Raw genomic sequence first — 24,604 nt, 5'->3', positions numbered from 1 at the left:
GGCGGCGGGAGGCGAGACGTCTACTTAGACTCCGCTCCCGCCGCCTCGGTTCCGCAGGCGGGGGATCGTTTTCAGAGGGGCCTAGAAGGGCGGCTGCTCGTCGAGCCCCAGGGCCGCGAGCAGCTCCTCCTGAGACCAGATCTCGATGGGGTGCCCCTGGCTGCGCAGCTCCTCCGCGCGCTTGTGCTTGGAGGTCTTGGTGGTCCAGGCCCCGGTCACCAGCACCGTGGTCTTTTTGGTCACGTTCTTGCCCACGTGTGCCCCGTGGTCCGCGATCCGCTGCCACAGGGTGCCCTTGTCAAAGGGCTCGAAGTCCCCGGAGAGCGTGACGTGGTGGCCGTACAGCAGGTGGTCCGGGGCGGCGTCGGGGTTGGGCTCGGGGATCACCTCGGGGGTGGAAACCGCGCGCCACGGCGCCCGGGCGGGCTTCTCCTTGGGCTTCGCTCGGCCCTTGCCCTCGGTGGCCCGCGCCGCCCCGGCCGCCGAGCCCGCGCGCCCGCCGCCGAGCTCGCGCCGCTGGGCGGCGATGCCCGCCCCGGTCCGGTCCTTGAGCACCGGATACACGCCCCCGGCGCCCAGGCTCCCCAGGGTAAAGCCCTGGGAATGAAAGAAGGCCATGACCGAACCTTCCTTGCCGCCGTCGAAGCCCGCGCGCGCAGCCAGCGCGGCCACGATCGCGCCGCAGGCGCGGGCGTCCGCGAGGGCGTCGTGATGCCGCTCCAGGTCCACCCCCAGGGCCTCGGCCACGGTGGGGAGGCGATGGTTGCGCACGTCGAGCGAGTGCGCCCGGGCCAGGGCCAGTGAGCAGCCGAACCGCAGCGCGGGGGGCTCGACGCCCGCGGCGACGCTCGCGCGGTGCAGCGCGGTGACGTCGAACTGGGCGTTGTGCGCCACCACGGGGAGGTCCCCGAGGAAAGCGGTAAATTCGGGCAGGACGTCCGCGAAGGGCGCGGCCTGCGCCACGTCCCGCTCCTCGATGCCGTGAATGCCAACGTTGCGGGGGTCAAACCCCGGAACCGGCGGCTGGCACAGCCACGAGGCGGAGTCGGCCTCCGCGCCGTCGATAAAGCGCACCGCGCCGACCTGGCAGATGGAGCCCCAGTCCGCGTTGGCGGTCTCCACGTCCAGCGCCACGAAGCTCAGTCCTGGGATCTTCGCCGCGCCCGGGTCCTCGCCGCGCAGGGCGGCCTCCACGGCGCGGGCGCACCGCCGGGCGGCGTCCTCCTGGTTGGGGGCAAAGCGCAGGCGCGCCGGGGGACGCACCCCCTGCAGCTCCACCCAGCCCTCGCGGTAGGCGGTGGGCGCGGTGAGGTCCACGCCGGAGACCTGCGCGATCGGCACCGCGCGGGAGGGGGCTCCGGCGAGCGCCGCGGCGAGGTCGGAATACGTAATAAGTACCTCGTTAGGGGAGACGCTCACCTGTGCACCATGCGCCGGAATCACCTGGAAACCCTATCCTCTCGTCAGACCAGGGGACCGATGTGGCCCCACGCGGGATAGCCTACCCGGCCCCCGTGGCCCCGCCCCCGGGGCTCCGGCGGTGCGGGCGGCGGCCCCGGTTGCGCCCCGCCCGGGCGGGCCAGCCCCTGGGACCTAGTCCCCCTCGCCCGGATCGCTCGGACGGTGCGGGTCCGCCGGGCTCGCCCCGCTCGTGGTGGCCTCGATCCCGGCGAGCACCGCGCGCACGCCCCGCTCGAAGCGGCGCGCGGATTCGGGCTCGGGCTCCGGGGGCGGGGCTGCGGGCCCGCCCGCGAGGTCGCGGAGCTGCCTGCGCGCCTGCTCCAGGGTGGCGGTGCCGAGGACGAAGGCCAGGAACGTGGCGGCGTCCTCCTCGGCCAGGCCCGCCGCGCTGCGGCAGGACGCCACCACCTCCCCGTGCAGGGCGGGCATGGACAGCCCGGCGATGATGATCTCCGCGCCGTCGCGGTGGCGCAGCAGGCACGAGCGCAGCAGCCGGGCGTGGCGCAGGGCGCCGGGGGCGCTCAGCCCCGCGGCGGGCGGCCCCTCGGGCTCGAGCGCGGGGGCCAGGATGCGGCGGGCGAGCATCTCGATGAGGTGCTGCTTGCTCTCCACGTGCCAGTACAGCGCGCCGGGGGTGACGCCGAGCTGCCGGGCCAGGCGGCGCATGGAGAGGTCGCCCAGGCCGTAGGCGTCCACGATCTCCAGGCTGGCGGCCACGATGTCGTTGCGGTGAAGGTGCACCCGTGCCAGCCTAGCCGGGCGGTACACCCGCCCGCCCCGCGCGGCGCGCTCGAGAGCATGTAACGCCGGGGCCCGAGCGCGCCGATAGTGCTTGATAGAGTTGAGACGTAGTCAGGCAGCATGCACCGACGCAACCACATAAGGAGAATGCCCCGTGGTGAACCTTTCCGCTTCCACCAAGGCCTTGATCGTCGCTACCGTGGCCACCCCGCTCATCCTCAGCGGGTGCAGCAAGGATTCGGGGGAGTCCACGGACGGCTCCGGTGCCGCCACGACCTCCGCCTCCGCCCCTGCGGCGCCGACGTCGGGCGCCCCGACGAGCGCTCCGCAGCCCGCCCCCGCGAACACGGCCTCGGCCACCCCGGCGGCCCCGCAGCAGGCGCCCTCCTCCGCGCCCGCCCCGCAGGCCGCGCCGCCTGCGGGCGTGCAGGCGCAGGGGGAGCAGAACAAGGAGGGCCAGCAGGGCCAGCCGCTGCCCCCGCAGGGCGATAACAGCGGCCTGCCGATTGCCACCGTGGACCCCATCCCGGGCGGCCAGCCCGCCAACGGCCAGGACTCCGAGGCCATCCGCACCCTGGTGACGGGCTTCAACAACGAGAAGTCGATGCGCCGCAAGATGGAGTACCTCCCCGCGCACACCTGCTCGCGGGTGATCCAGGAAAACGGCGGGCCCGAGGCCTTCGACTTCTCCGCCATCCCGGACGTGAACCTGGACGAGATGCCCGGCGGCGAGCAGTACGACTCCACGGTGACCGAGGTGCGCGACATCGTGGTGGACGGCGATCAGGCCTCCGCCACCGTGGTGGCCACCACCAACAACGGCCCCTCGGAGGCCACGCAGCGCTTCAGCCGCGAAAACGGCCAGTGGACGTTCTGCAACTAAATGGCGGGCACTGAGGGCGCTGAAGGTGCCGAGGGCGCCGTTCGCCGCGGCAACCGGCAACCCCCGGGGCGGGCGGGGCGCGTGCGCTCTGCGGTGAGTTCCGCCAGCGCCGTGGTGGCGCTGGCGGTGCCGCTCTTTCTGGCGCTGGGCGCGGCGTGGGGGATGGCCTATCCCACCTACCGGGGGACGCTGTTGACCGGCGGGGCCGTCTCCGTCGCCGCGCCCCAGGGCGGGGAGTTCTCCTCGTGGATCGCCCTCGTGCTGGGCGCGGGTGCGCTGGCGGCGGCGCTGGCGATCGGCTTCTTCCTGCGCCTGGGCCGGGCGCGGGGCGTGACCATGCAGGTGTGGCTGGCCCTCGTCTCCGGCGCGGGAGGCCTTATCGCCTACGAGTGCGGCGTGGGGCTGGCGCGCTGGCGCACCCCCATCCCGGACCCGCAGGCGGTGGGCCCGGGGGACACGGTGGAGGTGCTGGCCGCCGTGGGGCTGGGGGCGCCGGTGTCCCTGCTGTTTCCCGCGTTCATGGCGGCGCTGGCCTACTGGAGCTGCCTTGTGGTCGCGCCCGGGGACGCGGAGGAGCGTCGCGCTGAGGCCCCGGCCACACCCAGGGATTACAATCGGGGAGCAGAAACTCAGCTCTGAGGATGCACTCCGATCCAGAAAGGCGGCGCCAGCCCCATGATGCACAGGATTGATCTCACCGGGGGCCGGCCCACGGCGGCCCAGCTTCGCCGCCGCCTGCCCCGGGGGCGCACCGACGTCGCGGCGGTGGCCGAGGCCGTGGCCCCCATCCTGGAGGAGGTGCGCGGGCGCGGCGCGGCGGCGGCGCTGGACTATGGCGAGCGCTTCGACGGGGTGCGCCCCCGGGCCGTGCGGGTGCCCGCCGAGGCGATCGACGCCGCGCTCGGGGAGGCGGACCCCAGGGTGCGCGCGGCCTTGGAGGAGGCCATCGCCCGGGTGCGGCGGGTGCACGCCGATCAGGTGCCCGCGCCGCACACCACCGAGCTGGCCCCCGGTGCCCGGGTCACCGAGCGGTTCCTCCCCATCGAGCGGGTGGGCCTCTACGTTCCCGGCGGCAGGGCGGTGTACCCCTCCAGCGTCATCATGAACGTGGTCCCGGCCCAGGAGGCGGGGGCGGCGTCGATGGTGGTGGCCTCCCCGCCCCAGCCGGATAACCACGGCTGGCCGCACCCCACGATCCTGGCGGCCTGCGCGCTGCTGGGGGTTAAGGAGGTGTGGGCCGTGGGCGGCGCGCAGGCGGTGGCGCTCATGGCCTACGGCGACGACGCCGAGGGGCTGATCCCGGTGGACATGATCACCGGCCCGGGGAACATCTTTGTCACGGCGGCCAAGCGCCTGGTGCGCGGCGTGGTGGGCACGGACGCGGAGGCCGGGCCCACGGAGATCGCCATCGTGGCGGACGAGGACGCCGATCCGGTGTACCTCGCCTACGACCTCATCAGCCAGGCCGAGCACGATCCGATGGCCGCCAGCGTCCTGATTACCCACTCCGCCGAGCTGGCCGACGCCGTGGATAGAGAGGTGGAGGCCCGCTACACCGTGACGGAGCACGCCGAGCGCGTGGCGCAGGCCCTGGGCGGCGAGCAGTCCGGGATCGTGCTCGTGGACTCCCCGGAGATCGCCCTGGCCACGGCGGACGCCTACGCGGCGGAGCACCTGGAGATCCACACCCGCAACGCCCAGCGGGACGCCGAGACGATCCGCCACGCCGGGGCCATCTTCGTGGGGCCGTACTCCCCGGTGCCCCTGGGCGACTACGCGGCGGGCTCCAACCACGTGCTGCCCACCTCGGGCACCGCGCGTTTTAGCCCGGGCCTGTCCACCCACACCTTCCTGCGCCCGGTGAACATCGTTTCCTACGACCGCCCGGCGCTGGAGGAGATCGCCCCGGCGATCATCGCCCTGGCCGAGGCCGAGCGGCTGCCCGCCCACGGCGAGGCCATCCGCGCCCGCTTCGAGAGCAAGGAGGAGAAGTAATGCCTGCCCCTCAACCCGGGTACGCCCCCGGAACCGTGGCCGCGCGGGCGCGGCTGGAGGACCTTCCCCTGCGCGAGGAGCTGCGCGGCAAGCACGCCTACGGCGCCCCGCAGCTCGACGTCCCGGTGCGGCTGAACACCAACGAGAACCCCTACGAGCCCTCCCCGGCGCTGGTGGAGGAGCTGACCCGGCGGGTGGGGGAGCTGGCCACGGGCCTGAACCGCTACCCGGACCGCGACGCCACGCTCCTGCGCCGGGCCCTGGCGGACTACGTGAGCGCGCAGACCGGGGTGCGCGTGAGCGCCGATAACCTCTGGGCGGCCAACGGCTCCAACGAGGTGCTCCAGCAGTTGCTTCAGGCCTTCGGCGGGCCGGGGCGCACCGCCTTAAGCTTTACCCCCAGCTACTCCATGCACCCGATCCTCAGTGAGGGCACCCAGACGGCGTGGGTGAGCGTGCCGCGCGACTCCTCCTTCCAGATCGACGTGGAGGCGGCGCTGGCGGAGCTGCGCGAGCGCCGCCCCGAGGTGGTGTTCATCACCACGCCCAACAACCCCACCGGCTCGGTGCTGCCGCTGCCGGAGCTGCGCCGCCTGGTGGAGGCGGCCCCCGGGGTGGTCATCGTGGACGAGGCCTACATGGAGTTCTCCGAGAGCCCCTCGGCGGTGGGGCTGATCGAGGAGTACCCGACCAAGGTGGTGGTCTCGCGCACCATGTCCAAGGCCTTCGACTTCGCGGGCGGGCGCCTGGGCTACCTGGTGGCCGCCCCGGCGGTGATCGAGGCGATCATGCTGGTGCGCCTGCCGTACCACCTGTCCACGCTGAGCCAGGCGGCGGCGCTGGCGGCGCTCGGGCACGCGGGGGACACCCTGGCCACGGTGCGGCGCATCGTGGCCGAGCGCGAGCGGGTGCGCGCCGGGCTGGCCGACCTGGGGCTGAGCGTGGCGCCGAGCGAGGCCAACTTCCTGCTGTTCGGGGTGCCCGGCGACGCCGCGCGGGCCTGGCAGCGGTTCCTGGACCAGGGCGTGCTCATCCGGGACGTGGGCATCCCGGGGCACCTGCGGGTGACCATCGGCAAGCCGGAGGAAAACGACGCCTTCCTGGCCGCCGCCGCGAAGGTCTGTGCAGAATGAGAAAGGACGACGCCGAGATGACCGACCCGACAACGCACCGAAAGGGGCGCGCCGAGCGCGCCACCAGCGAATCCCGCATCTGCGTGGAGATCGACCTCGACGGAACCGGGGCCGCGCGGATTAGCACGGGCCTGCCCTTCTTCGATCACATGCTCACCGCCTTTGCCACCCACGGCTGCGTGGACCTCGCGGTGCGCGCGGACGGGGACGTGGAGGTGGACGCCCACCACACGGTGGAGGACACCGCCATCGTGCTGGGGCGGGCCATCGCCCAGGCGCTGGGGACCAAGGCGGGTATCCGCCGCTTTGGCTCCCAGCAGCTTCCCATGGACGAGGCCCTGGTGGAGGCCGTGGCGGACATCTCCGGGCGCCCCTACTTTGAGATGCGCGGGGAGCCGGATCACATGCTGCACCAGATCATCGGCGGGCACTACGCCACGGTGATCAACCGGCACTTCTTTGAGACGCTGGCGACCCACGCGCAGGTCACCCTGCACCTGGTGTGCCACTACGGCCGCGATCCCCATCACATCACGGAGGCCGAGTACAAGGCCGTGGCCCGGGCGCTGCGCCAGGCCTGGGAGCCCGATCCCCGCGTGCGGGACATCCCCTCGACCAAGGGGGCGCTGTAAAAGCATGGAGACGATAGCAATGGCGGCTCAGGCGGATCAGAACGCGGCGGGGACCAGTTGGTTCATCTACCTCATGTTCGCCGTGGCGGGGATCCTGGTGGGCGGCACATGGTCCGCCTATCAAAACGGCGCAAGAAAACTCACCGTCCTGTGTGGTATTCTCGCTGCCCTCGCCCTTGCGGGCGCGGTGTTATGGCTGATAGGAGGAATGAGATAGGTGGCATCCCAGGGGCAGGCCCACGCGGGAGGGCGCGAGCAGCGTCGGATCGACAGCATGTGGCAGGCCCCGGGGTATATCCCCACCCTGATGGCGGTGGCCTGCGCCTTCGGCTCGTGGTCGCTGCTGCTCCCCGTGGTGCCTTCGGCGGTCCTGGACGGCGGCGGCGGGGAGCTGCTCGCGGGAGCCACCACCGGCATCTTCATGGCGGCCACCGTGGTCACCCAGGTGTGCACGCCGGGGCTGCTGCGCCGCTTTGGCTATAACCCGGTGATGGTGGCCGCCGCGCTGGTCCTGGGCGTTCCCTCCCTGGGGTACCTGCTGGGCATGGATGCCGCCCCGGCCCTGCTGTTTTCCGCCATTCGCGGCGTGGGCTTTGGCGCCCTGACGGTGGCGGAGTCGGCCCTGGTCGCGGAGCTGGTGCCCGTGCGCTTCCTGGGCAAGGCCTCGGGCATGCTCGGGGTGTTCGTGGGCCTGGCGCAGATGATCTTCCTGCCGCTGGGCCTGGCGCTGGCGCACACGCCCCTGGGGTACCCCGGCGTGTACGCGCTCGCGGCGGCGGTGGGGGCGCTGGCGGGCGCGATGTGCCTGCGCATCCCGCGCCTGCGGCCCTCCCCGGCCCCGGCGGGTAGGGCGGGGACTAAGGCCGCCGACGGCTCCGGGGACACAGACGGCACCGCCGCCGAGCACGCCGTGCCCCGCGCCTCCACCTGGAAGCTGGTCACGGTCCCGGCGCTGGCGGTGGCCAGCATCTCCATGAGCTTCGGGGCGGTGTCCTCCTTCCTCCCCGCGGCCTCCACTGCCCTGGACGCGGAGCTTGGCGCCCTCCTGGCGGGCTTCATGCTCTCGATCACGGGCGGGGCCGCCATGGTCTTTCGGTTTCTCTCCGGGGCCGTGGCGGACCGCCGGGGTCGCCCCGGGGCCACCATGATCCCGGGCCAGGTGTTGGCGGGGGCGGGCGTGGCGCTGATCGCCGCCGCGCTGTTCGCGGAGGGCTCCGTGTGGTGGCTCGCGCTGGGCGCGGCCGCCTTCGGCGGGGGATTCGGCGTGGTGCAAAACGAGGCGCTGCTGTCCATGTTCCTGCGCCTGCCGCGCTCGCGGGTCTCGGAGGCCTCCGCGATCTGGAACATCGCCTACGATTCCGGCACCGGGCTCGGCTCCTTCCTGCTGGGCGCGGTGGCCGCGCGCGCCGCCTACTCGGGGGCCTTCGCCACGGCGGCCGCGCTCATCGCCGTGGGCGTTGCGGTCACCGCAGCGGACGCCGTGGCGGGCCGGCACCGGCTCACGGAGCTGCACAACACACGGGCCCGCCTGCGCCGGATACCCGCGGCGCGCCGCGCGTGGCGCTGGGTGCGGTGGCGTCGATAGGCGCGCCCGCGCGCGGGCTAGAATGGGCCGCATGTGTGCTCATGTGGCTCTTTTGGATTACGGCGCCGGTAACCTCCGCTCGGCGCAGCGCGCCCTCGAACACGTGGGCGCGCGGGTGAGCGTGACCTCGGACGCGGAGATCGCCACGCAGGCCGACGGCCTGGTGGTGCCCGGCGTGGGCGCCTTTTCCTACTGCATGGAGGGGCTGCGCGCCATCTACGGGCCGCGCATCATCGGCCAGCGCCTCGCCGGGGGCCGCCCGGTGCTGGGGATCTGCGTGGGGCACCAGATCCTCTTCGATCGGGGCGTGGAGCACGGCGTGGACACCCCCGGCTGCGGCCAGTGGCCGGGGGTGGTCGAGGAGCTGCAGGCCCCCGTGCTGCCCCACGTGGGGTGGAACACCGTGGAGGCCCCCGAGGGCTCCGCGATGTTCGAGGGTCTGTCCCCGCGGGAGCGCTTTTACTTCGTTCATTCCTTCGGCGTGCGCGCCTGGGAGTTCGAGGGGGACGACCTCACCGAGCCGCCCCGGGTGACCTGGGCTAGCCACGGGGGAGACCGCTTCGTGGCCGCCGTGGAAAACGGGCCGCTGTGGGCCACCCAGTTCCACCCGGAAAAGTCCGGGGAGGCGGGGCTGCACCTGCTGCGCAACTGGGTGCGGCGGCTGTAGATTGCTTTCAGTCCGCCGATAGCTATTGCGCCGCGGGCGCGGCTACACTGTGTGCCTATGACGCTCACACTCCTGCCCGCAGTAGACATTTCCGACGGCAAGGCCGTGCGCCTGCATCGGGGGGAGGCCGGCACGGAGAAGTCCTACGGCAGCCCCCTGGAGGCGGCGCTGGCCTGGCAGGAGCAGGGCGCGCAGTGGATTCACCTGGTGGACATCGACGCCGCCTTCGGGCGCGGCAGCAACCACGAGGCGCTCGCGGAGATCGCCGGGACCCTGGACGTCAGGGTAGACCTTGCGGGCGGGATCAGGGACGAGGACTCCCTGGAGCGCGCCGTGGCCACGGGGGTCTCGAGGATCAACATCGGCACGGCGGCGATCGAGAACCCGGAGTGGATCGCCCGCGTGGTGGAGCGTTACGGGGACCTCATCGCGGTGGACCTCGCGGCCCAGGAGGTCGAGGGGGAGTGGCGGGCCAAGACGCGCGGCTGGGCGCACGACGCGGGCGATCTCTGGGAGGTCCTGGAGCGGCTGGACGCCGCCGGGTGCCGCCGCCTGGTGGTCACCGACGTCTCCCGCGACGGCACCCTCGACGGCCCGAACCTGGACCTGCTGCTGGAGGTGGCCGCCGCCACGGACGCGGCGGTGACCGCCTCCGGGGGGATCGCCAGTCTCGCGGACATCGAGGCGCTCTCCCGGCTCGGCGGGCAGGAGGAGGGCATCGACTCCGCCATCGTGGGCAAGGCCCTCTACGAGGGGGCGTTTAGCCTGCGCGACGCCCTTGGGGCGCTGCGCGGCGCGAGGGGTTGACCCCGGATTGACGCGGCGCGAGGCCGCCGAGACAATACACGCTGACCGGATAGGCTGACCGGATAAAAAGGAGGCACCCGTGGACGCCCAGGAGTTGCTGGCCATCGCCCAGGCGGCGATGGACGAGGCGGAGGGCCTCTTTGTGGCCGGGGTGGGCGCCGAGGAGCGCCACGAGAAGGCCCCGGGGGAGTACGTGACGGCGGTGGACCTGCGCATCGAGGAGTACCTGCGCACCACGCTCATCCAGCTCACCGGCATTCCCGTGTACGGGGAGGAGCGCGGCGGGCGCCTCGAGCAGGAGCCGGTGTGGGTGATCGACCCCATCGACGGCACCGCCAACTACGCGGTGGGCAACCCCTTGTGTTCCATCCTGCTGAGCCTCCTGGTGGGCAAGCGTCCGGTGCTGGCGCTGTGCTCCATGCCGCTGCTGGGCCGCCGCATCGCGGCCTGGGAGGGCGGCGGGCTGTTCGTGGACGGCCGCCCGGCCGCGCCGCTGCGCGGCAAGGACGAGGACATCGCCCAGGTGGGGTTCTCCTCCCTGTCCTCCCAGACGCGCTGCGAATACTCCACCCGGCAGCGCCACGACCTGCTCGCCGCGCTGTCCCACACCTACCTGCGGCCCAGGGTCACCGGGTCCGTGGGCGTGGACCTGGCCTTTGCGGCCCAGGGGATCTTTGCCGGGGCCGTCTCCTTTTCCCCCCACGCCTGGGACAACGCCGCCGGGGCGCTGCTGGTGCGCGAGGCCGGGGGCGTGGTCACGGACACCGAGGGCAACCCCTGGACCCCGGAGGCCCCCGGGCTGGTGGCGGGCGACGCGGCCACCCACGCCATACTGATGAGTACGATAAGGACGCTGCGGTAACGAGCGCGGCACGAGGCGATACGTAAAAGAGGTGAATCATGGCGCTGGCGGTGCGGGTGATCCCCTGCCTGGACGTGGACGAGGGGCGCGTGGTGAAGGGCGTGAACTTCACCGATCTCAAGGACGCCGGTGACCCGGTGGAGCTGGCCGCGCGCTATGGGCGCGAGGGGGCGGACGAGGTCACCTTCCTCGACGTCAGCGCCTCGGCCGCCGGGCGGGGCACCATGATCGAGGTGGTCCGCCGCACCGCGGACGAGCTTTTTATCCCCCTGACCGTGGGCGGCGGGGTGCGCAGCGCCGAGGACGTGCGGGAGCTGCTGCGCGCCGGGGCGGACAAGGTCTCGGTGAACACCGCCGCGCTGGCCCGCCCGGAGCTGCTGCGGGAGCTGTCCACCCAGTTCGGCGCCCAGTGCATCGTGCTCTCCGTGGACGCCCGCCGCAGCGGGGAGCAGCCCTCCGGGTTCGAGGTGACCACGCACGGGGGACGCCGCAGCGCGGGCGTGGACGCCGTGGCGTGGGCGCGTCGCGCCCAGGAGCTCGGGGTGGGGGAGATCCTGCTGAACTCCATGGACGCCGACGGCACCCGGGACGGCTTCGACCTGGAGCTCATCGAGGCCGTGCGCGCCGCCGTGACCATCCCCGTCATCGCCTCCGGCGGGGCCGGGGCTGCCGCGCACTTTCCCCCGGCGGTGGCCGCCGGCGCGGACGCCGTGCTGGCGGCCTCCATCTTCCACTTCGGGGTGACCTCCATCCCGGAGGTCAAGGAGGCCCTGGCCCGGGACGGGCGGGAGGTGCGTCGATGAGCGTGCGGGACTGCGAGCTGGACCCGGAGATCGCCCGCCGGGTGCGCTTTAATGAGCAGGGCCTCGTGCCCGCCGTGGCCCAGGACGCGGACTCCGGGGCGGTGCTCATGCTGGCCTGGATGGACGCCCCGGCCCTCGCGCACACCCTGGCCACGCGGCAGGGCACGTATTGGTCCCGCTCGCGGGCAGACTACTGGATCAAGGGGGCCACCTCCGGGCACACCCAGCGGGTGCGGGAAGTGCGCCTGGATTGCGACGGCGATACCGTGCTGCTCGCGGTGGAGCAGCGCGGCGGGGCCTGCCACACCGGGGATCGCACCTGCTTCGACGCCGACGTGCTGCTGGGGGAGGAGCGGTGAGCGCCCCGGACTCCCGGCGCCCCGGGCGCGTCGCCGCCCTGGGCCTGGCGCTGGCGGGCGCGGTGGAGTGGGCCTCCTCGCGCATGACGTGGATCGGCGTGGAGGCGTTCGACGACAAGTCCGGGGCCGCCACCGCCTCCGTGACGGGCGGCACCTGGTCCAAGGAGCTGACCGCCGTGGCGCTGCTGCTGTGCGCGGGGTGCGTGGCGGGCCTGGCGCTGCGGCGCGTGGGTCGGCGCGCGGTGGGGGCGGTGTGCGCGGCGGCGGGCGCCGCCCTGGCCTGGGTGCCGGTGCAGGCCCTGGTGCGGGGGGTGGACGCCCAGCGCGTGCACAGCCTGCTCAGCAGCACCCCGGAGGGCGGGGCGGGCACCGCCACGGGCGGCCACGGCGCGGCGGCGGGGCTGTCCGAGTGGGCGGAGATCTCCGCGGTGACCATCCACTACGCGGGCCCCGCCCTGAGCGTCGCCGGGGCGGCCCTCGCCCTCGTGGCGGGCCTGGTGCTGGCGCTGCGGCCCGGGGCGGACGCCGCGACGATGAACCGCTACGAGCGCAAGGAGAGCCGGGCTCAGCGCCTGCGCCACGACCTCGAGGCGGCCCCGGACTCCGGCCGGGTGCTGTGGGACGCCCTGGACGCGGACATCGACCCCACCGAGGAGGGTGAACCGGACGCCGACGGGCGGCGCCCGGGCGGGGGCGCCAGCTAGAAACACCCCTGTGCTCTGTGCGTTTCTCTTTTCTTGCGGCAGGCATTACCCTCGGGAGGGAATCTACTGGTGGTATGAGTCACGCTCGGGCCCAGGGGAGGAGGAGACCATGACCCTATCAACGGCGGTCGATCCCATCCCCGCCCTCGCCCGGCACCACCTGGCCCTGCGCGAGGCCCGCCTTCCCTTTTCCGAGGTCAAGGCCCGTTCCCGGGAGGCCGCGCCCGCGCGCGACGCCCTGGCGGCCCTGCTGCGGCGCGGCTGCGGGGTGATCCCGGAGATCAAGGGGATACCGCAGCGCCACGACGGCGGGGACGCGGCCGCCCGGTACGCCCGGGCCTTCGAGGCGGAGGGCGCGCACCTGATCGCCTGCCACGCGGAGCCGCAGCGCTTCCTCGGCGCGCTCTCCCTCATGTCGCAGGTGCGTGCGGCGGTCGGCGTCCCGGTGATGGCCCGGGGCTTGTTCTTCGATCCGTACCAGATCCACGAGGCCCGGCTCTTCGGCGCGGACGCCATCCCCCTGCGGCTGGGCTACCTCGACGAGCACCGCCTGGTGGCGCTGGCGGATCGCGTGGAGTCGCTGGGCATGACCGCGCTGGCGGAGGTGCGCACCCCGGAGGAGGCCGGGCGAGCCCTGGACGCCGGGCTCCGGGTGCTGGGGATCGACGCCCGCGACCGCGCCACCGGGGCGGCCGACGCCGAGGTCTTCGCGGAGATCGCCGCCGGGCTCCCGGAGTCCGCCGTGTGCGTGGGGCTGACCGGGGTGCTTGACCCGGTGGACCTGCTGGCCTACGCCGCCAACGGCGCGGACGCCGTGGTGGTGGGGCGCGCCCTGAGCCCCCACGCCGACGCGCGCCAGAGCCTGCGCGCGTTCACGGCGGCGGGGCAGCATCCGGCCTGCGCGGGCCGCAAGGCCACCTGACGCTCTCTATGGAGGGGCGGCGTGGATCGGCGCGATGAGGCAGACTGATAGGCGTGCGTGTTGATTACTTAGCGAACATCCCCTCCCCGCCGCGAGGCGTGTGGCACCTCGGCCCGCTGCCGCTGCGCGCCTACGCGCTGTGCATCATCGCCGGAATCGTGGTGGCGCTGTGGCTGACCGGACGCCGCTACGCGGCGCGCGGGGGCGACCCGGACCTGGTGTGGGACGTGGCGCTCGTGGCCATCCCCGCCGGGATCGTGGGCGGGCGGCTGTACCACGTGCTCACGGACTGGCCCAAGTACTTTGGGCCCGGCGCCAACCCCCTCGACGCGCTCAAGATTACCAACGGCGGCCTGGGCATCTGGGGCGCGGTGGCCCTCGGCGGGCTGGCCGTGTGGCTCTACCTGCGCCACCGGGGGGTGCCGCTGGGGCCGTTCGCGGACGCCGCCGCGCCCGGGGTGATCCTGGCGCAGGCCATCGGCCGCCTGGGCAACTGGTTCAACCAGGAGTTGTACGGCAGGCCCACGGACCTGCCCTGGGCGCTGGACATCTACCGCCGCGTGGACGAGCAGGGTAACTACGCGCCGGTCACCGGCACCTCCACGGGCGAGGTGCTGACCTCGGTGCACCCGACGTTCCTCTACGAGATGCTGTGGAACCTGCTGGTCTTTGCCCTGCTGCTGTGGCTGGATCGCAGGTTCCGCCTGCGCGAGGGCCAGCTCTTTGTCCTCTACGTGGCCGGGTACACGCTGGGGCGCTTCGGCGTGGAGCTCATGCGCGACGACGCCGCCACGATGGTCCTGGGCCTGCGCGTGAACACCATCGTCTCCACCGTGGTGTTCCTCGGCGCGGTGGCGGTATTTTTCGCCATGCGGCGCCGCGCCGGGGCGAGGCCCGCCGGGGACGTGGGGGAGCCAGCGTGATCGCCGCGATGCGGGAACGGTCACGTTCGCCCCGATCGGGCGGCGCGATGGGTGCGCTGCGGGTAGATTGGCGTGAGGAATGGGCCGCGAGGAAACCCACACGAGTGGGCACATTCGGGCATACATCCGTGGAGATCGGAAGAGATTAGCAGTAGGGTGGAAGACGTGGATAGAAGAACAAAGATTGTTTGTACCCTTGGTCCGGCGGTGGCGAGCGAGACCGCCATCCTGGATCTTGTCAACGACGGCATGAACGTGGCGCGCATGAACTTCTCGCACGGCTCCCACGAGGATCACGCGCAGAACTACGCCTGGGTGCGCCAGGCCGCCAAGCAGACCGGCAAGGCCGTGGGCATCCTGGCCGACCTCCAGGGCCCCAAGATCCGCCTGGGCACCTTTGCCGAGGGCGCCACCCGCTGGGAGAACGGCGAGATTATCCGCATCACCACCGAGGACGTGGAGGGCACCCACGACCGCGTGTCCACCACCTACAAGGGCCTGGCCAACGACGCCAAGGCCGGCGACCGCCTGCTGGTGGACGACGGCAAGGTGGGCCTGGTCTGCCTGGAGGTGGACGGCAACGACGTGGTGTGCGAGGTGGTCGAGGGCGGTCCCGTCTCCGACCACAAGGGCGTCTCCCTGCCGGGCATGGACGTCTCCGTCCCGGCCCTGTCCGAGAAGGACATCCGCGACCTTCGCTTCGCCCTCGAGCTGGGCGTGGACATCATCGCCCTGTCCTTCGTCCGCTCCCCGGGCGACGTGGACCTGGTACACGAGGTCATGGACGAGGTGGGTCGCCGCGTGCCGGTGGTGGCCAAGCTGGAGAAGCCCGAGGCCGTGGACGCCCTGGAGTCCATCGTCCTGGCCTTCGACGGCATCATGATCGCCCGCGGCGACCTCGGCGTGGAGGTCCCCCTGGAGCAGGTGCCGCTCTTCCAGAAGCGCGCCATCCAGATCGCCCGCGAGAACGCCAAGCCCGTGATCGTGGCCACCCAGATGCTCGACTCCATGATCCAGAACTCTCGCCCCACCCGCGCCGAGGCCTCCGACGTGGCCAACGCGGTGCTCGACGGCGCGGACGCCGTCATGCTCTCCGGCGAGACCTCCGTGGGCGTGGACCCGCACAACGTGGTGCGCACCATGGCGCGCATCGTGCGTCAGGCGGAGTCCGACGGCGTGGTGCCCCCGCTCTCCCACATCCCGCGCACCAAGCGCGGCGTGATCTCCTACTCCGCCCGCGACATCGCGGAGCGGCTCAGCGCCAAGGCCCTCGTGGCCTTCACCACCTCGGGCGATACCGCCCGCCGCGTGGCGCGCCTGCACTCCCACCTGCCGCTGCTGGTGTTCACCCCCAACGAGTCCGTGCGCTCCCAGCTCGCCCTCACCTGGGGCGCGCAGACATTCCTGGTGGACGACGTGGACTCCACGGACCGCATGATGGAGGAGGTCAACGCGGAGCTGCTGGAGATGAAGGAGTACTCCCGGGATGACATGGTGGTGGTCGTGGCCGGTACGCCCCCCGGAATCCAGGGCAACACCAACATGATCCACGTGCACCTGCTGGGCGATAGCTTCAGCAAGGCCGAGGCGCAGTCCGCCCGGGGCGCCGAGTAGGCTCCGCGCTTTTCTTAAGACTCCCGCTCTAGGCGGGGGTCTTTTTTATTGAAGGTGGGGTCATGACACGGTAAAAAGGCTCGAAATGCGCAGGTGAGACCCAGGATATCTTCCGTGACATAGATAGATGGTACCATTGCGGGACGTACCGCCTCTGGCTTTTGGTCACGCGGTGGGGTTCGCTCCGTTGCCTCTGCCTTATGGCACGCATGGGCGAACCCCTTCTGGTTTTTCGGTCCTACGCCCCCAGGTAGGACAGCACCGCCGCCGCGCCCGCCCGGGTGGCGGCCGCCACCGTGGGCTCGTAGTCCGGCAGGAAGGTGGGCATGTGGTTGACGGGCACGTCCTGCCCCACGGTGTTGTTGGCCACGGCGGTGTCCCACACCCCGCGCGGGGTGCAGCCCACCAGCCAGAAGAGGTAGGGCACGCCGAGGGCTCGGGGGATGTGGGAGAAGTCCTCGGACACGGTGGAGCGGGCGGAGTCCACGGAGTCGGCCCCAAAGACGTCGTCAAACACGGGCCGCACCCGCTCGTACACGGTGGGGGAGTTGTCCGTGAGTTCCCCGTGGGAGAAGAACTCGAACTGCGGCGGCACCGGGGAGCCGGAGGCCTCGCACTCGGCGGTGACCACGCGGCGGATGGCACGCAGCACGTGCCGCTTGACGTCCTCGTTGTAAAAGCGGCAGTTGAGCACGATCTCGGCGGTGTCCGGGATGATGTTGTTGGTGGTGCCGGAGCGCAGGGAGCCCACGGTGACCACCGCGAACTCGTTGGGATCGACTTCCCGGCCCACGATGCCCTGGAGGCGCACCACGATCATGGCGGCCAGGTAGGAGGGGTCGATGGCGCGGTGGGGCATGGAGCCGTGGGCGCTGCGCCCGGTGACGGTGATACGGATGGAGTTCGCGGCGGCGAGCTGGGGGCCGGGCATGGTCTGCACCTCCCCGGCGCGGCCGGGCATGACGTGCTGGCCGAAGCAGACGTCGGGCTTGGGGATGTGGCGGGCCAGGCCGTCGGCCACCATCGCGTCCGCGCCGGTGCCGGTCTCCTCGGCGGGCTGGAACAGGGCGATGAAGGTGCCCTTCCAGTGCTCGCGGGAGGCGTCGAGGAGCGCGCACACGCCCATCAGGGCGGTGGTGTGCATGTCGTGCCCGCAGGCGTGCATCACGGGGGTGGTGGAGCCGTCGGGGCGGGCCTGCACGCGGGTGGAGGCGTAGGGGACGCCGGTGTCCTCCTTGACGGGGAGGGCGTCGAAGTCCGCGCGCATGAGCGCGGTGGGCCCCTCGCCGTTGCGGAAGATGGCGACGATGCCGAAGCCGCCGATCTGGGTGATGACCTCGCAGCGGAACCGCTCGAGCATGGCCTCGATGCGCTGCGCGGTGGCGCGTTCCAGCCCGGAGAGCTCGGGGTGCTCGTGGAGGTCCTCGTAGAAGGCGCGCTGGAAACTGAGATCGACGGAATTGGACTGCAAGAACTGAGCGATGGTGCCCATCGGTGTCGCTTCACTCCTATGAAAAAATATGGGTTCCCACCATCATAGAACCATTCGCTCGTTTTTCTAGTTAGGCTTGCCTCATGCCTCAGATTCAGTTTGATGTGTTGATCCCCGACGACCGCGCCGAACGCCTCCGCGCGGCCTTCGACGCCGCGGCGGACAAGCTGCGCTCCTCCGGGCGTGCCCGCGGCGCCGAGGCGTCCTTTGACCCGGACCCGGCGGTGCCCGCGGAGGTCGTGGAGCAGCTCCGGGAGATCTTCCGGGAGGAGCACGAGGGCCGCGACCTCGAGGGTGCTTGCGTGCGCCGCTACATCCTGGATGTGGACGGGCTGGAGGGCTCCGTCAACGAGCTGACCATGAGCCTGTCGCGGATGCTCACCCCGCCAGCGGAGCTGCCGCAGGACCCGGTGCTGCTGGCCAACGAGGCCGCGCACGAGCGCCCCGCGCGCTACCCCTGGACGGTGGAGGTGCGCAGGTAGTCCTGCGCGATGCGCCGCCCGGCGTCGAGAAGCTGGGCGCGATCGTCCGGGTCCTCGGAGAGCACGGTGACCCGCGCGCCCTCGGGGACGGGGCCGTCCACGGACCCGGCGGCCACGGCCACCGGAACGCGGTGCGGCCGGGCGAGGTCGAGCAGGGTGCCCACCACCTTGCCCTCGGTGGATTGTGCGTCCAGGCGCCCCTCGCCGGTGACGATGAGGTCCGCCTTGGCGGCCAGCTCCGGCAGTCCCAGGGAGGCGGCCACCACGGGCGCGCCCGGCAGCAGGCGGATGTGGGAATCGTCCCCGTGGAGGGTGCGCGAGAGCCAGGTCAGGCCGATTCCCAGGCCCCCGGCCGCGCCCATGCCGGGGGTGGCGGGATCGACGCCGAGCAGCGCGCAGAGGTGGCTCAGCCCCCGCTCGAGGATTTCTACGTCCTCCGGCTCCGCGCCCTTTTGGGGGCCGAACACGGCGGCGGCCCCCCGGGGGCCGGTGGCGGGGCAGCGGACGTCGCACAGCAGCACCCACTCGCTGGCGGCGGCGGGGATGTTGAGCTGCGCGGTGTCGATGCTGGCCACGGCGGAGAGGTAGCCGCCGCCCTTGGGCACCGCGTAGCCGCGCGGGTTAAGGGGGGTGGCGCCGAGCGCCACGAGGATGCCGGTGCCGCCGTCGATGGTGGCGCTGCCGCCGAGCGCCAGGGTGATGGTGCGCGCCCCGCGCGTCTGCGCGTCTGCGATGAGCACGCCGGTGCCGTAGGTATCGCCGGTCAGCGGCACGGGGCGGTCGGCCACGGCGGGCAGGCCGGAGGCGGCGGCCACGTCGATGTAGGCGGTGGCGGAGGCGTCGTCGTAGACGTAGCTGGCCTCGGTGAGCCGGCCGGCGGCGTCCGTGGTGGGCAGGGTGATGGTGCGTCCGCTAAACGACGCCGCCGTGCCCTCCCCGCCGTCGGCCATCGGGGCCAGGGTGATCTCCGCGTGGGGGAGCACCTGCCGCACGCCCTCCCCGAGGTATTCGGCGGCCTGGGCGGCGGTGGCGCGTCCCTTGTAGGAATCGGGTGCGATGACGATGCGCGGGCTGTTATTTTCGGTCACGCGACCAATGGTACTTACCCGCCCTGAGCATGGGAAACGCAGGGTTGGGGTCGAGGCTGTGCCGCGCGAGGGGAATACCTGTGCTTTAATTGAAATGTCGTTGAGACCACGGTGCCGCTCCCGGAGGGAGGCGCCACGAGAGGAAGGAACCCCCGTGTCCATCGAAGAACAGGTATCCAGCTACTACGACATGCTGCTCAAGCGCAACGCCGGCGAGCCGGAGTTTCACCAGGCCGTGGCGGAGGTGCTGGACTCCCTCAAGATCGTGCTGGAGAAGGATCCCCACTACGCCGACTACGGCCTGATCCAGCGCCTCTGCGAGCCGGAGCGGCAGCTCATCTTCCGCGTCCCCTGGGTGGACGACGAGGGCGTGGTGCAGGTCAACCGGGGCTTCCGCGTGCAGTTCAACTCCGCGCTGGGCCCGTACAAGGGCGGGCTGCGCTTCCACCCCTCGGTGAACCTGGGCATCATCAAGTTCCTGGGCTTCGAGCAGATCTTCAAGAACTCCCTGACCGGCTTGCCCATCGGCGGCGGCAAGGGCGGCTCCGACTTCGACCCCAAGGGCAAGAGCGACGGAGAGGTCATGCGCTTCTGCCAGTCCTTCATGACGGAGCTGCACCGCCACATCGGAGAGTACCGCGACGTCCCGGCCGGGGACATCGGCGTGGGCGGCCGCGAGATCGGCTACCTCTTCGGGCAGTACCGCCGCCTGGCCAACCAGCACGAGTCCGGCGTGCTCACCGGCAAGGGCCTGACCTGGGGCGGGTCCCTGGTGCGCACCGAGGCCACCGGCTACGGCGCGGTGTACCTCACCGAGGAGATGATGAAGGCTCACGGGGAGAAGCTCGACGGCGCCAAGGTCGTGGTGTCCGGCTCCGGCAACGTGGCGATCTACGCCATCGAGAAGGCCCAGGAGCTGGGCGCCACCGTGATCGCCTTCTCCGATTCCTCGGCATGGGTGGAGACCCCCAACGGCGTGGACGTGGAGCTGCTCAAGGAGATCAAGGAGGTGCGCCGCGCCCGCGTGAACGAGTACGTGGAGGAGGCCGAGGGTGCCGTGCTGCACACCGACGGCAGCCTCTGGGACCTGGCCTGCGACGTCGCCCTGCCGTGCGCCACGCAGAACGAGCTGGACGGCGAGCACGCCCGCACGCTGGCGGCCAACGGCTGCCGCTACGTGGCCGAGGGTGCCAACATGCCCTCCACGGCGGAGGCCATCGAGGTGTTCCGTAAGGAGGGCGTGCACTTTGCCCCGGGCAAGGCGGCCAACGCCGGCGGCGTGGCCACCTCGGCCCTGGAGATGCAGCAGAACGCCTCGCGCGACTCCTGGAGCTTTGAGTACACTGACGAGCGCCTGCACAAGATCATGTCCAATATCTTCAAGGCCGCCGACCGCACGGCCAAGGAATACGGGCACGAGGGCGACTACGTGGTGGGCGCCAACATCGCGGGCTTCAAGAAGGTGGCCGACGCCATGCTGGCCCAGGGGATCATCTAGCCGATAGCTTTTCCTTAGGGATGTAAGGCCCGGTCGCCTTGGGTGGTGGCCGGGCCCTCTTGTCGGGCGGGTATGTTTTACCGGGAAACTTGTGTGGGGGGCGGGGTGGGGTGCTACTATCCCGTTTGATAGTAAAAGGAAACTATGCCATGATTCATGTCACCCTTGCTTGGTCTAGGGGTTATGAGTCACTAATGCTCGGTGAGGAGAAAGCCATGGGGCACATCAGGAAGATTCGGTTCGCGGCCATCATGGCTGGGAGCGCGCTCGTGACGGCGGGCATGGGGGTAGCGATGGCGCAGGGCGGGCTCTCCGCCAACCTCGCCCTGTCCAACACGATCTTTTCCATGCAGGTGGGAAACCTGGACGCGCAGGGCATGAGCCTCTTCGTGGACAACGAGCAGATGAAGGACGGCGAGATCGGCGTGACTCGCCTGCGCCTGGACGACGCCACGATCAGCGACATGTGCATGTCCATGCCCGTCAACGTGCCGGGCCTGGGGCAGCGCAAGTTCCAGATGGTGGCCAACGGCCCCAGCACCACGGCGTCCAACCTGGTCATCGGCGCCAAGAACCTCGACGGCTCGCTCACCATGATCAAGCCGCAGATCGGCGTGGACGCCCAGCAGCTCTCCGACAAGGCGGAGCCCGGCGCCAGCGCCATCGTGGCCCAGGGCCTGGTGGCCAACGGGCAGAAGATCAAGGCGGCCTCCGTCTCTGCGGACAAGCTCACCGCGGCGGGGGCCAAGATCACGATCGAGGACGGGGATAAGGGTGCCTGCTAAGCGCGAGGACGCGGAAGGGCCCGCCGAGGTCACCCGGGACCTCGGGCCCGTTCTTGGTACCTCCGAGCCCCTCGGCGGCGAGGAACGCGGGCGGGGCCGGGAGGCGGCCTCGGGCGTGCCCGCGTCTGTTTCCGGGGAGTCGGGCGCGTCGCGCGCCGCCGGGGAGGAGGGCATGGAGAAGGCCGCGCCCCGGGAGAGCACGGGCGAGTCCCTGGAGAAGAAGAACAGGCGCTTCACCGCGTGGCGCAGGAAGCGCCCCTTCGGGGCGGGCCTGGTGATGATGTTCGCCGGGGCCGTGATCATGACCCCCGCCTACCTGGCCTTTGAGATCTCCAACATCCAGGTGCAGATCTCCACCATCTCCGGGGTGTCCACGCTGATCATCGGCGTGCTGCTCATCGTGTGCGGCTTTCTCACCTGGTTTAGGGGAGAGGGGCGCATCCTCACCGGCGTGGTCTCCCTGCTGCTGGGCATCGTGGCCCTGCCCACCTCCAACTTCGGGGGCTTCGGCCTGGGCACCTTCCTGGCCTTAATCGGCGGGGCCCTGGCGCTCTCCTGGACGGAGGAGGAGAAGGAGCCGCGCGAGCGCAGGAGGCGACGCCGCCGCGCCGCGGGAGGCGGTGCCGCCGCGGCGGCTGTGGCTGTGGCCGTGGCGGTGACCATGGTCGGCGGCGCGGTGACGCAGCCCCCCGAGGCGGAGGCCAACCCGGTGTCCCTGCCGCGCCTCGAGGACGTGATCCCCTTCCTGCCCAAGGAGGAGGAGCGCCCGCCGGAGCAGCCCGCGCCGCCCGCCGCCCCGGAGTCCCCGGCCCCGCAGCCGGGCAGCGCGGCCCCGGGCCTGCCGGGGATCCCCGGCCTGCCGAGCCTCGACGAGCTGCGCGAGCGCGGGGAGGGCATCCTCAACGGGGACTTCCTCGAGGAGATCGGCAAGACCCCGCTGCCGCCGATCCCCGGCATCGACCTCGCCGCCCCGGAGCCCATCGGCTGGACCGTGCCCCCGAGCGGCAACAGCTACACGGTGATGACGGACAAGACCTCGCTGGTGGGCAACGTGAAGTTCTCGTACGTGACCATCGACACCGCCCAGGGGCCCCGGCAGGGCATCAGGATCGACGCGGACCACGCCATCCTGGACAACCTCTCCGTGCGCTTCCCCGGCGACGCCTCGGGCGTTCCCGACGTGTGGAAGCGCAGCGGCCCGGGCGTGATCACCACGCTCAACGGGAACTTCCACATCATCGTGCACGCCCTCGAGGTAACCCCCCAGGTGGCGGGGCTGACCTCGCCCGTCCCGCTGAGCCTCAGCGCGGACATGCCCCCGGAGGAGCTGAAGGAGGCGCTGCACACCCTGGGGGTGGGCGTGCCCGACGCCCTTTCCGGTCAGATGGTGATGCTCAACGGGACGATGGACACCTACTACATCTCCTCCGACGATCTGATCGCCTCCCCGGAGACCACGTTCGGGGAATAGCCGCTGACCCCGGGGCCACGCGGCGGCGCCCCCTCCCGGCCGTGCGATACGCTGGGTGGGGGCATCGTTATGCCGCGCCCCGGCGTGCTCCGGCCCGCCACGGGCCTTGCCGCACATCCTTCCGTGATTCCGTGATCTAGTGATTCTGTAATTCAGTGAGGACGTTTTCCCGATGGACCTTCTCGTTGTGGTAGTTATCCTGCTGCTTCTCCTGGCCGCCCTGTTTGCGTACCTGGGCTGGCAGAAGTCCCGGCAGCAGCCGGAGCGGCCGACGGCGCGGCGCGACCCCTTCGCGGACACCGTGGCGCAGGACCGCCGCTCCTTCGGCATCGAGTCCCTGGGTCCCGGCGCCATCGTGGCGCGCGGCGGAGTGGACTACGTGGTGCGCGGCACCATCACCGTGCGCCAGGGATACTACGAGTGGCACGAGCACCTGCTCGACGGCGGCGAGGGCGGGGAATGGCTCTCCGTGGAGCACGACGAGGGCCAGCTCAAGCTCTCCTGGTGGCGCACCCGCGAGGACCTCGCCCTCAAGCCGGACCACGGGCACACCCTGGGGGAGGTGCAGTACCGCTACCGGGAAAGCGGGGTGGCGGACTTCGGCAGCGAGGGCACCACCGGGCTGCCGGAGACCGGGCGCGTGGAGTTCTACGATTACGCCGACGAATCCGGCGCCAAGCTCCTCGGCCTGGAGCGCTTCGGCCTCGGGGCCTGGGAGGCCTCCCTGGGCGAGCCCATCACCCCGGGCGAGGTCACGGTGTACCCCGCCCCGCGCGCATGAGCCGGGTGCTGGACGCCGAGATCGCCCCGGCCGACGTGCGGGCGGAGGACCTCGCGCTGCGCCTTGACGGCCCGCCGCCCGAGGCGCTCGCCGAGCGCGTGGTGCGCCGGGGCGAGCACCGGCTGCACCTCGCGGTGCTGGGGGCCTCGCACGCTGCGAGCCTGTACGGGCCCGGCGGCCTGGTGCTGCGCGAGGAGATCTCCACCAGCGCGCCCCAGGGCGTGCGCCCGCTTCCCTCCGCGTGGCGGCGGGGCGGCTATCGGCTGGAGGTGGACATCGCGCGCGGGGCGGACTGCGCGCGGGAGGCCCGCGACCTGCTGGCGGAGGAGGAGTGGCTGGTGGTGCGCTTTCCGGGGGCCGGCGAGTATCACCTCACCGCCCTGCGCTGCGGAGGGGAGGGCCACCGCTGGTGGTGGGCAACCCGGCACTACTATCCGGAGCAAAGTACCATCGTGGCCACGCGGAGTGAGGTGACGTTGTGAGATCGGTGCATTATTACCTGGCGGCCCTGTGCTGCGCGGTGCTGGCGGTCCTGATCCTGGCCATCAAGGTCACCGGGATCAACTCGGGCGTGCAGACCATATCCAAGAACTTCGAGCACGCCTCGGATAACACGTACTACTGCGAGGAGGACCCGGAGGCCACGGCCGACGAGGTGGAGCGCCTCGCCGGGACCGCGCAGGCGCGGGCCACGGACAAGGGCACCGTGTACCTGCGCTACAAGGACAACCTGGTGAGAATCTCCGGCCAGGGCCGGGACTGCCGGATCACGGTGGAGGATCTCTCCCGGGTTCACGGCGGCTCCTTTATCTACCTCGGCCCGGGCTTTACCCCCGGCGCCCCCAGTAACTCCTCGAGCGGTTCCTCCGGCTCCGGTTCCGGGGCGGGATCGGTGAAGTAGGAAGTAGAAAGGACA

Annotated in this window: 27 protein-coding genes; 23 read left to right on the top strand and 4 right to left on the bottom strand. The window is 71.6% G+C overall.

What is annotated here, in order from left to right:
• Window positions 1-81 precede the first annotated feature (81 nt).
• A complete protein-coding gene (locus B140_RS0100995) occupies window positions 82-1,419 on the bottom strand; it encodes an exonuclease domain-containing protein (protein ID WP_018117483.1) in 1,338 nt (445 codons plus the stop codon).
• A 174-nt stretch (window positions 1,420-1,593) separates the two neighbouring features.
• Window positions 1,594-2,202: a TetR family transcriptional regulator gene (locus B140_RS11550; RefSeq protein WP_018117482.1), complete on the bottom strand. Its 609-nt coding sequence runs from the start codon at window positions 2,200-2,202 to the stop codon at window positions 1,594-1,596.
• 157 nt (window positions 2,203-2,359) lie between these two features.
• On the opposite strand from B140_RS11550, the gene B140_RS12845 reads away from it, so the two are divergent.
• The 16 genes from B140_RS12845 (at window position 2,360) to pyk (ending at window position 16,091) form a co-directional block, all read left to right on the top strand.
• On the top strand, window positions 2,360-3,085 hold the full coding sequence (locus B140_RS12845; RefSeq protein ID WP_156801593.1) for an Rv0361 family membrane protein: 726 nt from the start codon (window positions 2,360-2,362) through the stop codon (window positions 3,083-3,085).
• Between the two features lie 93 nt (window positions 3,086-3,178).
• Window positions 3,179-3,724: a hypothetical protein gene (locus B140_RS0100980; RefSeq protein WP_156801592.1), complete on the top strand. Its 546-nt coding sequence runs from the start codon at window positions 3,179-3,181 to the stop codon at window positions 3,722-3,724.
• Between the two features lie 36 nt (window positions 3,725-3,760).
• Complete coding sequence (gene hisD, locus B140_RS0100975) at window positions 3,761-5,080, top strand: histidinol dehydrogenase (protein ID WP_018117479.1); 1,320 nt, start codon at window positions 3,761-3,763, stop codon at window positions 5,078-5,080.
• Entirely contained in the window at window positions 5,080-6,213 is a 1,134-nt protein-coding gene (locus B140_RS0100970) for a histidinol-phosphate transaminase (RefSeq protein ID WP_018117478.1), read from the top strand. Before hisD ends, B140_RS0100970 begins: the two co-directional genes overlap by 1 nt.
• A gap of 17 nt (window positions 6,214-6,230) precedes the next feature.
• On the top strand, window positions 6,231-6,845 hold the full coding sequence (hisB, locus tag B140_RS0100965) for an imidazoleglycerol-phosphate dehydratase HisB (protein WP_026165845.1): 615 nt from the start codon (window positions 6,231-6,233) through the stop codon (window positions 6,843-6,845).
• Window positions 6,846-6,864: 19 nt separating this feature from the next.
• Window positions 6,865-7,062 (top strand): hypothetical protein, encoded by a 198-nt coding sequence (locus B140_RS0100960; RefSeq protein ID WP_018117476.1) that lies wholly within the window; start codon window positions 6,865-6,867, stop codon window positions 7,060-7,062.
• 57 nt (window positions 7,063-7,119) lie between these two features.
• Window positions 7,120-8,430 (top strand): MFS transporter, encoded by a 1,311-nt coding sequence (locus tag B140_RS0100955; protein WP_026165844.1) that lies wholly within the window; start codon window positions 7,120-7,122, stop codon window positions 8,428-8,430.
• A 31-nt stretch (window positions 8,431-8,461) separates the two neighbouring features.
• Window positions 8,462-9,097: an imidazole glycerol phosphate synthase subunit HisH gene (hisH, locus tag B140_RS0100950; protein ID WP_026165843.1), complete on the top strand. Its 636-nt coding sequence runs from the start codon at window positions 8,462-8,464 to the stop codon at window positions 9,095-9,097.
• 57 nt (window positions 9,098-9,154) lie between these two features.
• Entirely contained in the window at window positions 9,155-9,904 is a 750-nt protein-coding gene (gene priA, locus B140_RS0100945; RefSeq protein WP_018117473.1) for a bifunctional 1-(5-phosphoribosyl)-5-((5-phosphoribosylamino)methylideneamino)imidazole-4-carboxamide isomerase/phosphoribosylanthranilate isomerase PriA, read from the top strand.
• Window positions 9,905-9,983: 79 nt separating this feature from the next.
• Window positions 9,984-10,766, top strand: a complete 783-nt coding sequence (locus B140_RS0100940) for an inositol monophosphatase family protein (protein ID WP_018117472.1) — start codon at window positions 9,984-9,986, stop codon at window positions 10,764-10,766.
• 38 nt (window positions 10,767-10,804) lie between these two features.
• Window positions 10,805-11,569 carry an imidazole glycerol phosphate synthase subunit HisF gene (gene hisF / locus B140_RS0100935; protein WP_018117471.1) on the top strand — a complete coding sequence of 255 codons (765 nt, stop codon included), beginning with the start codon at window positions 10,805-10,807 and terminating at the stop codon, window positions 11,567-11,569.
• Window positions 11,566-11,928, top strand: a complete 363-nt coding sequence (gene hisI / locus B140_RS0100930) for a phosphoribosyl-AMP cyclohydrolase (protein WP_018117470.1) — start codon at window positions 11,566-11,568, stop codon at window positions 11,926-11,928. The genes hisF and hisI overlap by 4 nt, the downstream gene beginning before the upstream one ends.
• Window positions 11,925-12,632, top strand: coding sequence for a TIGR02234 family membrane protein (locus tag B140_RS0100925; protein WP_018117469.1), 708 nt, complete (start codon window positions 11,925-11,927; stop codon window positions 12,630-12,632). The genes hisI and B140_RS0100925 overlap by 4 nt, the downstream gene beginning before the upstream one ends.
• Before the next feature lie 109 nt (window positions 12,633-12,741).
• Entirely contained in the window at window positions 12,742-13,554 is an 813-nt protein-coding gene (locus B140_RS0100920) for an indole-3-glycerol phosphate synthase TrpC (RefSeq protein ID WP_018117468.1), read from the top strand.
• 53 nt (window positions 13,555-13,607) lie between these two features.
• Complete coding sequence (lgt, locus tag B140_RS11540) at window positions 13,608-14,477, top strand: prolipoprotein diacylglyceryl transferase (protein WP_051069207.1); 870 nt, start codon at window positions 13,608-13,610, stop codon at window positions 14,475-14,477.
• A gap of 165 nt (window positions 14,478-14,642) precedes the next feature.
• Window positions 14,643-16,091 carry a pyruvate kinase gene (gene pyk / locus B140_RS11535; RefSeq protein ID WP_051069219.1) on the top strand — a complete coding sequence of 483 codons (1,449 nt, stop codon included), beginning with the start codon at window positions 14,643-14,645 and terminating at the stop codon, window positions 16,089-16,091.
• A 238-nt stretch (window positions 16,092-16,329) separates the two neighbouring features.
• Here pyk and B140_RS0100905 read toward each other — a convergent pair whose 3' ends face one another.
• On the bottom strand, window positions 16,330-17,583 hold the full coding sequence (locus tag B140_RS0100905; protein WP_018117465.1) for an amidohydrolase: 1,254 nt from the start codon (window positions 17,581-17,583) through the stop codon (window positions 16,330-16,332).
• A gap of 83 nt (window positions 17,584-17,666) precedes the next feature.
• Between B140_RS0100905 and B140_RS0100900 the strand changes: the two genes are divergently transcribed.
• Window positions 17,667-18,065 carry a hypothetical protein gene (locus tag B140_RS0100900; RefSeq protein WP_018117464.1) on the top strand — a complete coding sequence of 133 codons (399 nt, stop codon included), beginning with the start codon at window positions 17,667-17,669 and terminating at the stop codon, window positions 18,063-18,065.
• On the opposite strand, the gene B140_RS0100895 is transcribed toward B140_RS0100900, so the two are convergent.
• On the bottom strand, window positions 18,035-19,153 hold the full coding sequence (locus tag B140_RS0100895; protein ID WP_018117463.1) for a glycerate kinase family protein: 1,119 nt from the start codon (window positions 19,151-19,153) through the stop codon (window positions 18,035-18,037). The two genes, B140_RS0100900 and B140_RS0100895, sit on opposite strands and share 31 nt — an antisense overlap.
• A gap of 154 nt (window positions 19,154-19,307) precedes the next feature.
• On the opposite strand from B140_RS0100895, the gene gdhA reads away from it, so the two are divergent.
• From gdhA to B140_RS0100860, 6 genes are all read left to right on the top strand, one after another.
• Window positions 19,308-20,651, top strand: coding sequence for an NADP-specific glutamate dehydrogenase (gene gdhA / locus B140_RS0100890; protein WP_018117462.1), 1,344 nt, complete (start codon window positions 19,308-19,310; stop codon window positions 20,649-20,651).
• Window positions 20,652-20,866: 215 nt separating this feature from the next.
• Window positions 20,867-21,436 (top strand): DUF6230 family protein, encoded by a 570-nt coding sequence (locus B140_RS0100885; RefSeq protein ID WP_018117461.1) that lies wholly within the window; start codon window positions 20,867-20,869, stop codon window positions 21,434-21,436.
• The gene (locus tag B140_RS13625; RefSeq protein WP_156801591.1) at window positions 21,426-22,907 is read left to right on the top strand and encodes a DUF6114 domain-containing protein; all 1,482 of its coding nucleotides are present in this window, start codon (window positions 21,426-21,428) and stop codon (window positions 22,905-22,907) included. The genes B140_RS0100885 and B140_RS13625 overlap by 11 nt, the downstream gene beginning before the upstream one ends.
• A 172-nt stretch (window positions 22,908-23,079) precedes the next feature.
• Window positions 23,080-23,688: a DUF4178 domain-containing protein gene (locus tag B140_RS0100870; RefSeq protein WP_018117460.1), complete on the top strand. Its 609-nt coding sequence runs from the start codon at window positions 23,080-23,082 to the stop codon at window positions 23,686-23,688.
• Window positions 23,685-24,170, top strand: a complete 486-nt coding sequence (locus B140_RS0100865) for a DUF2617 family protein (protein ID WP_026165841.1) — start codon at window positions 23,685-23,687, stop codon at window positions 24,168-24,170. Before B140_RS0100870 ends, B140_RS0100865 begins: the two co-directional genes overlap by 4 nt.
• Complete coding sequence (locus tag B140_RS0100860) at window positions 24,167-24,589, top strand: DUF4247 domain-containing protein (RefSeq protein ID WP_018117458.1); 423 nt, start codon at window positions 24,167-24,169, stop codon at window positions 24,587-24,589. The genes B140_RS0100865 and B140_RS0100860 overlap by 4 nt, the downstream gene beginning before the upstream one ends.
• The last annotated feature ends 15 nt before the right edge of the window (window positions 24,590-24,604 follow it).

Source organism: Corynebacterium mastitidis DSM 44356 (genome assembly GCF_000375365.1).
Classification (GTDB): domain Bacteria; phylum Actinomycetota; class Actinomycetes; order Mycobacteriales; family Mycobacteriaceae; genus Corynebacterium; species Corynebacterium mastitidis.
Note: the sequence above shows the minus strand (reverse complement) of the source record. Positions and strands in the feature narration are given on the sequence as shown.

Bases quoted from the DNA above. Each gene is read 5' to 3' on its own strand.
- hisI (WP_018117470.1), top strand. From the start codon at position 11,566: ATGAGCGTGCGGGACTGCGAGCTGGACCCGGAGATCGCCCGCCGGGTG.
- B140_RS0100960 (WP_018117476.1), top strand. From the start codon at position 6,865: ATGGCGGCTCAGGCGGATCAGAACGCGGCGGGGACCAGTTGGTTCATC.
- B140_RS0100920 (WP_018117468.1), top strand. From the start codon at position 12,742: ATGACCCTATCAACGGCGGTCGATCCCATCCCCGCCCTCGCCCGGCAC.
- B140_RS0100970 (WP_018117478.1), top strand. From the start codon at position 5,080: ATGCCTGCCCCTCAACCCGGGTACGCCCCCGGAACCGTGGCCGCGCGG.
- hisH (WP_026165843.1), top strand. From the start codon at position 8,462: ATGTGTGCTCATGTGGCTCTTTTGGATTACGGCGCCGGTAACCTCCGC.
- B140_RS0100865 (WP_026165841.1), top strand. From the start codon at position 23,685: ATGAGCCGGGTGCTGGACGCCGAGATCGCCCCGGCCGACGTGCGGGCG.
- hisD (WP_018117479.1), top strand. From the start codon at position 3,761: ATGATGCACAGGATTGATCTCACCGGGGGCCGGCCCACGGCGGCCCAG.
- B140_RS0100900 (WP_018117464.1), top strand. From the start codon at position 17,667: ATGCCTCAGATTCAGTTTGATGTGTTGATCCCCGACGACCGCGCCGAA.
- B140_RS0100870 (WP_018117460.1), top strand. From the start codon at position 23,080: ATGGACCTTCTCGTTGTGGTAGTTATCCTGCTGCTTCTCCTGGCCGCC.
- B140_RS0100955 (WP_026165844.1), top strand. From the start codon at position 7,120: ATGTGGCAGGCCCCGGGGTATATCCCCACCCTGATGGCGGTGGCCTGC.
- B140_RS0100885 (WP_018117461.1), top strand. From the start codon at position 20,867: ATGGGGCACATCAGGAAGATTCGGTTCGCGGCCATCATGGCTGGGAGC.
- hisF (WP_018117471.1), top strand. From the start codon at position 10,805: ATGGCGCTGGCGGTGCGGGTGATCCCCTGCCTGGACGTGGACGAGGGG.
- B140_RS0100905 (WP_018117465.1), bottom strand. From the start codon at position 17,583: ATGGGCACCATCGCTCAGTTCTTGCAGTCCAATTCCGTCGATCTCAGT.
- hisB (WP_026165845.1), top strand. From the start codon at position 6,231: ATGACCGACCCGACAACGCACCGAAAGGGGCGCGCCGAGCGCGCCACC.
- priA (WP_018117473.1), top strand. From the start codon at position 9,155: ATGACGCTCACACTCCTGCCCGCAGTAGACATTTCCGACGGCAAGGCC.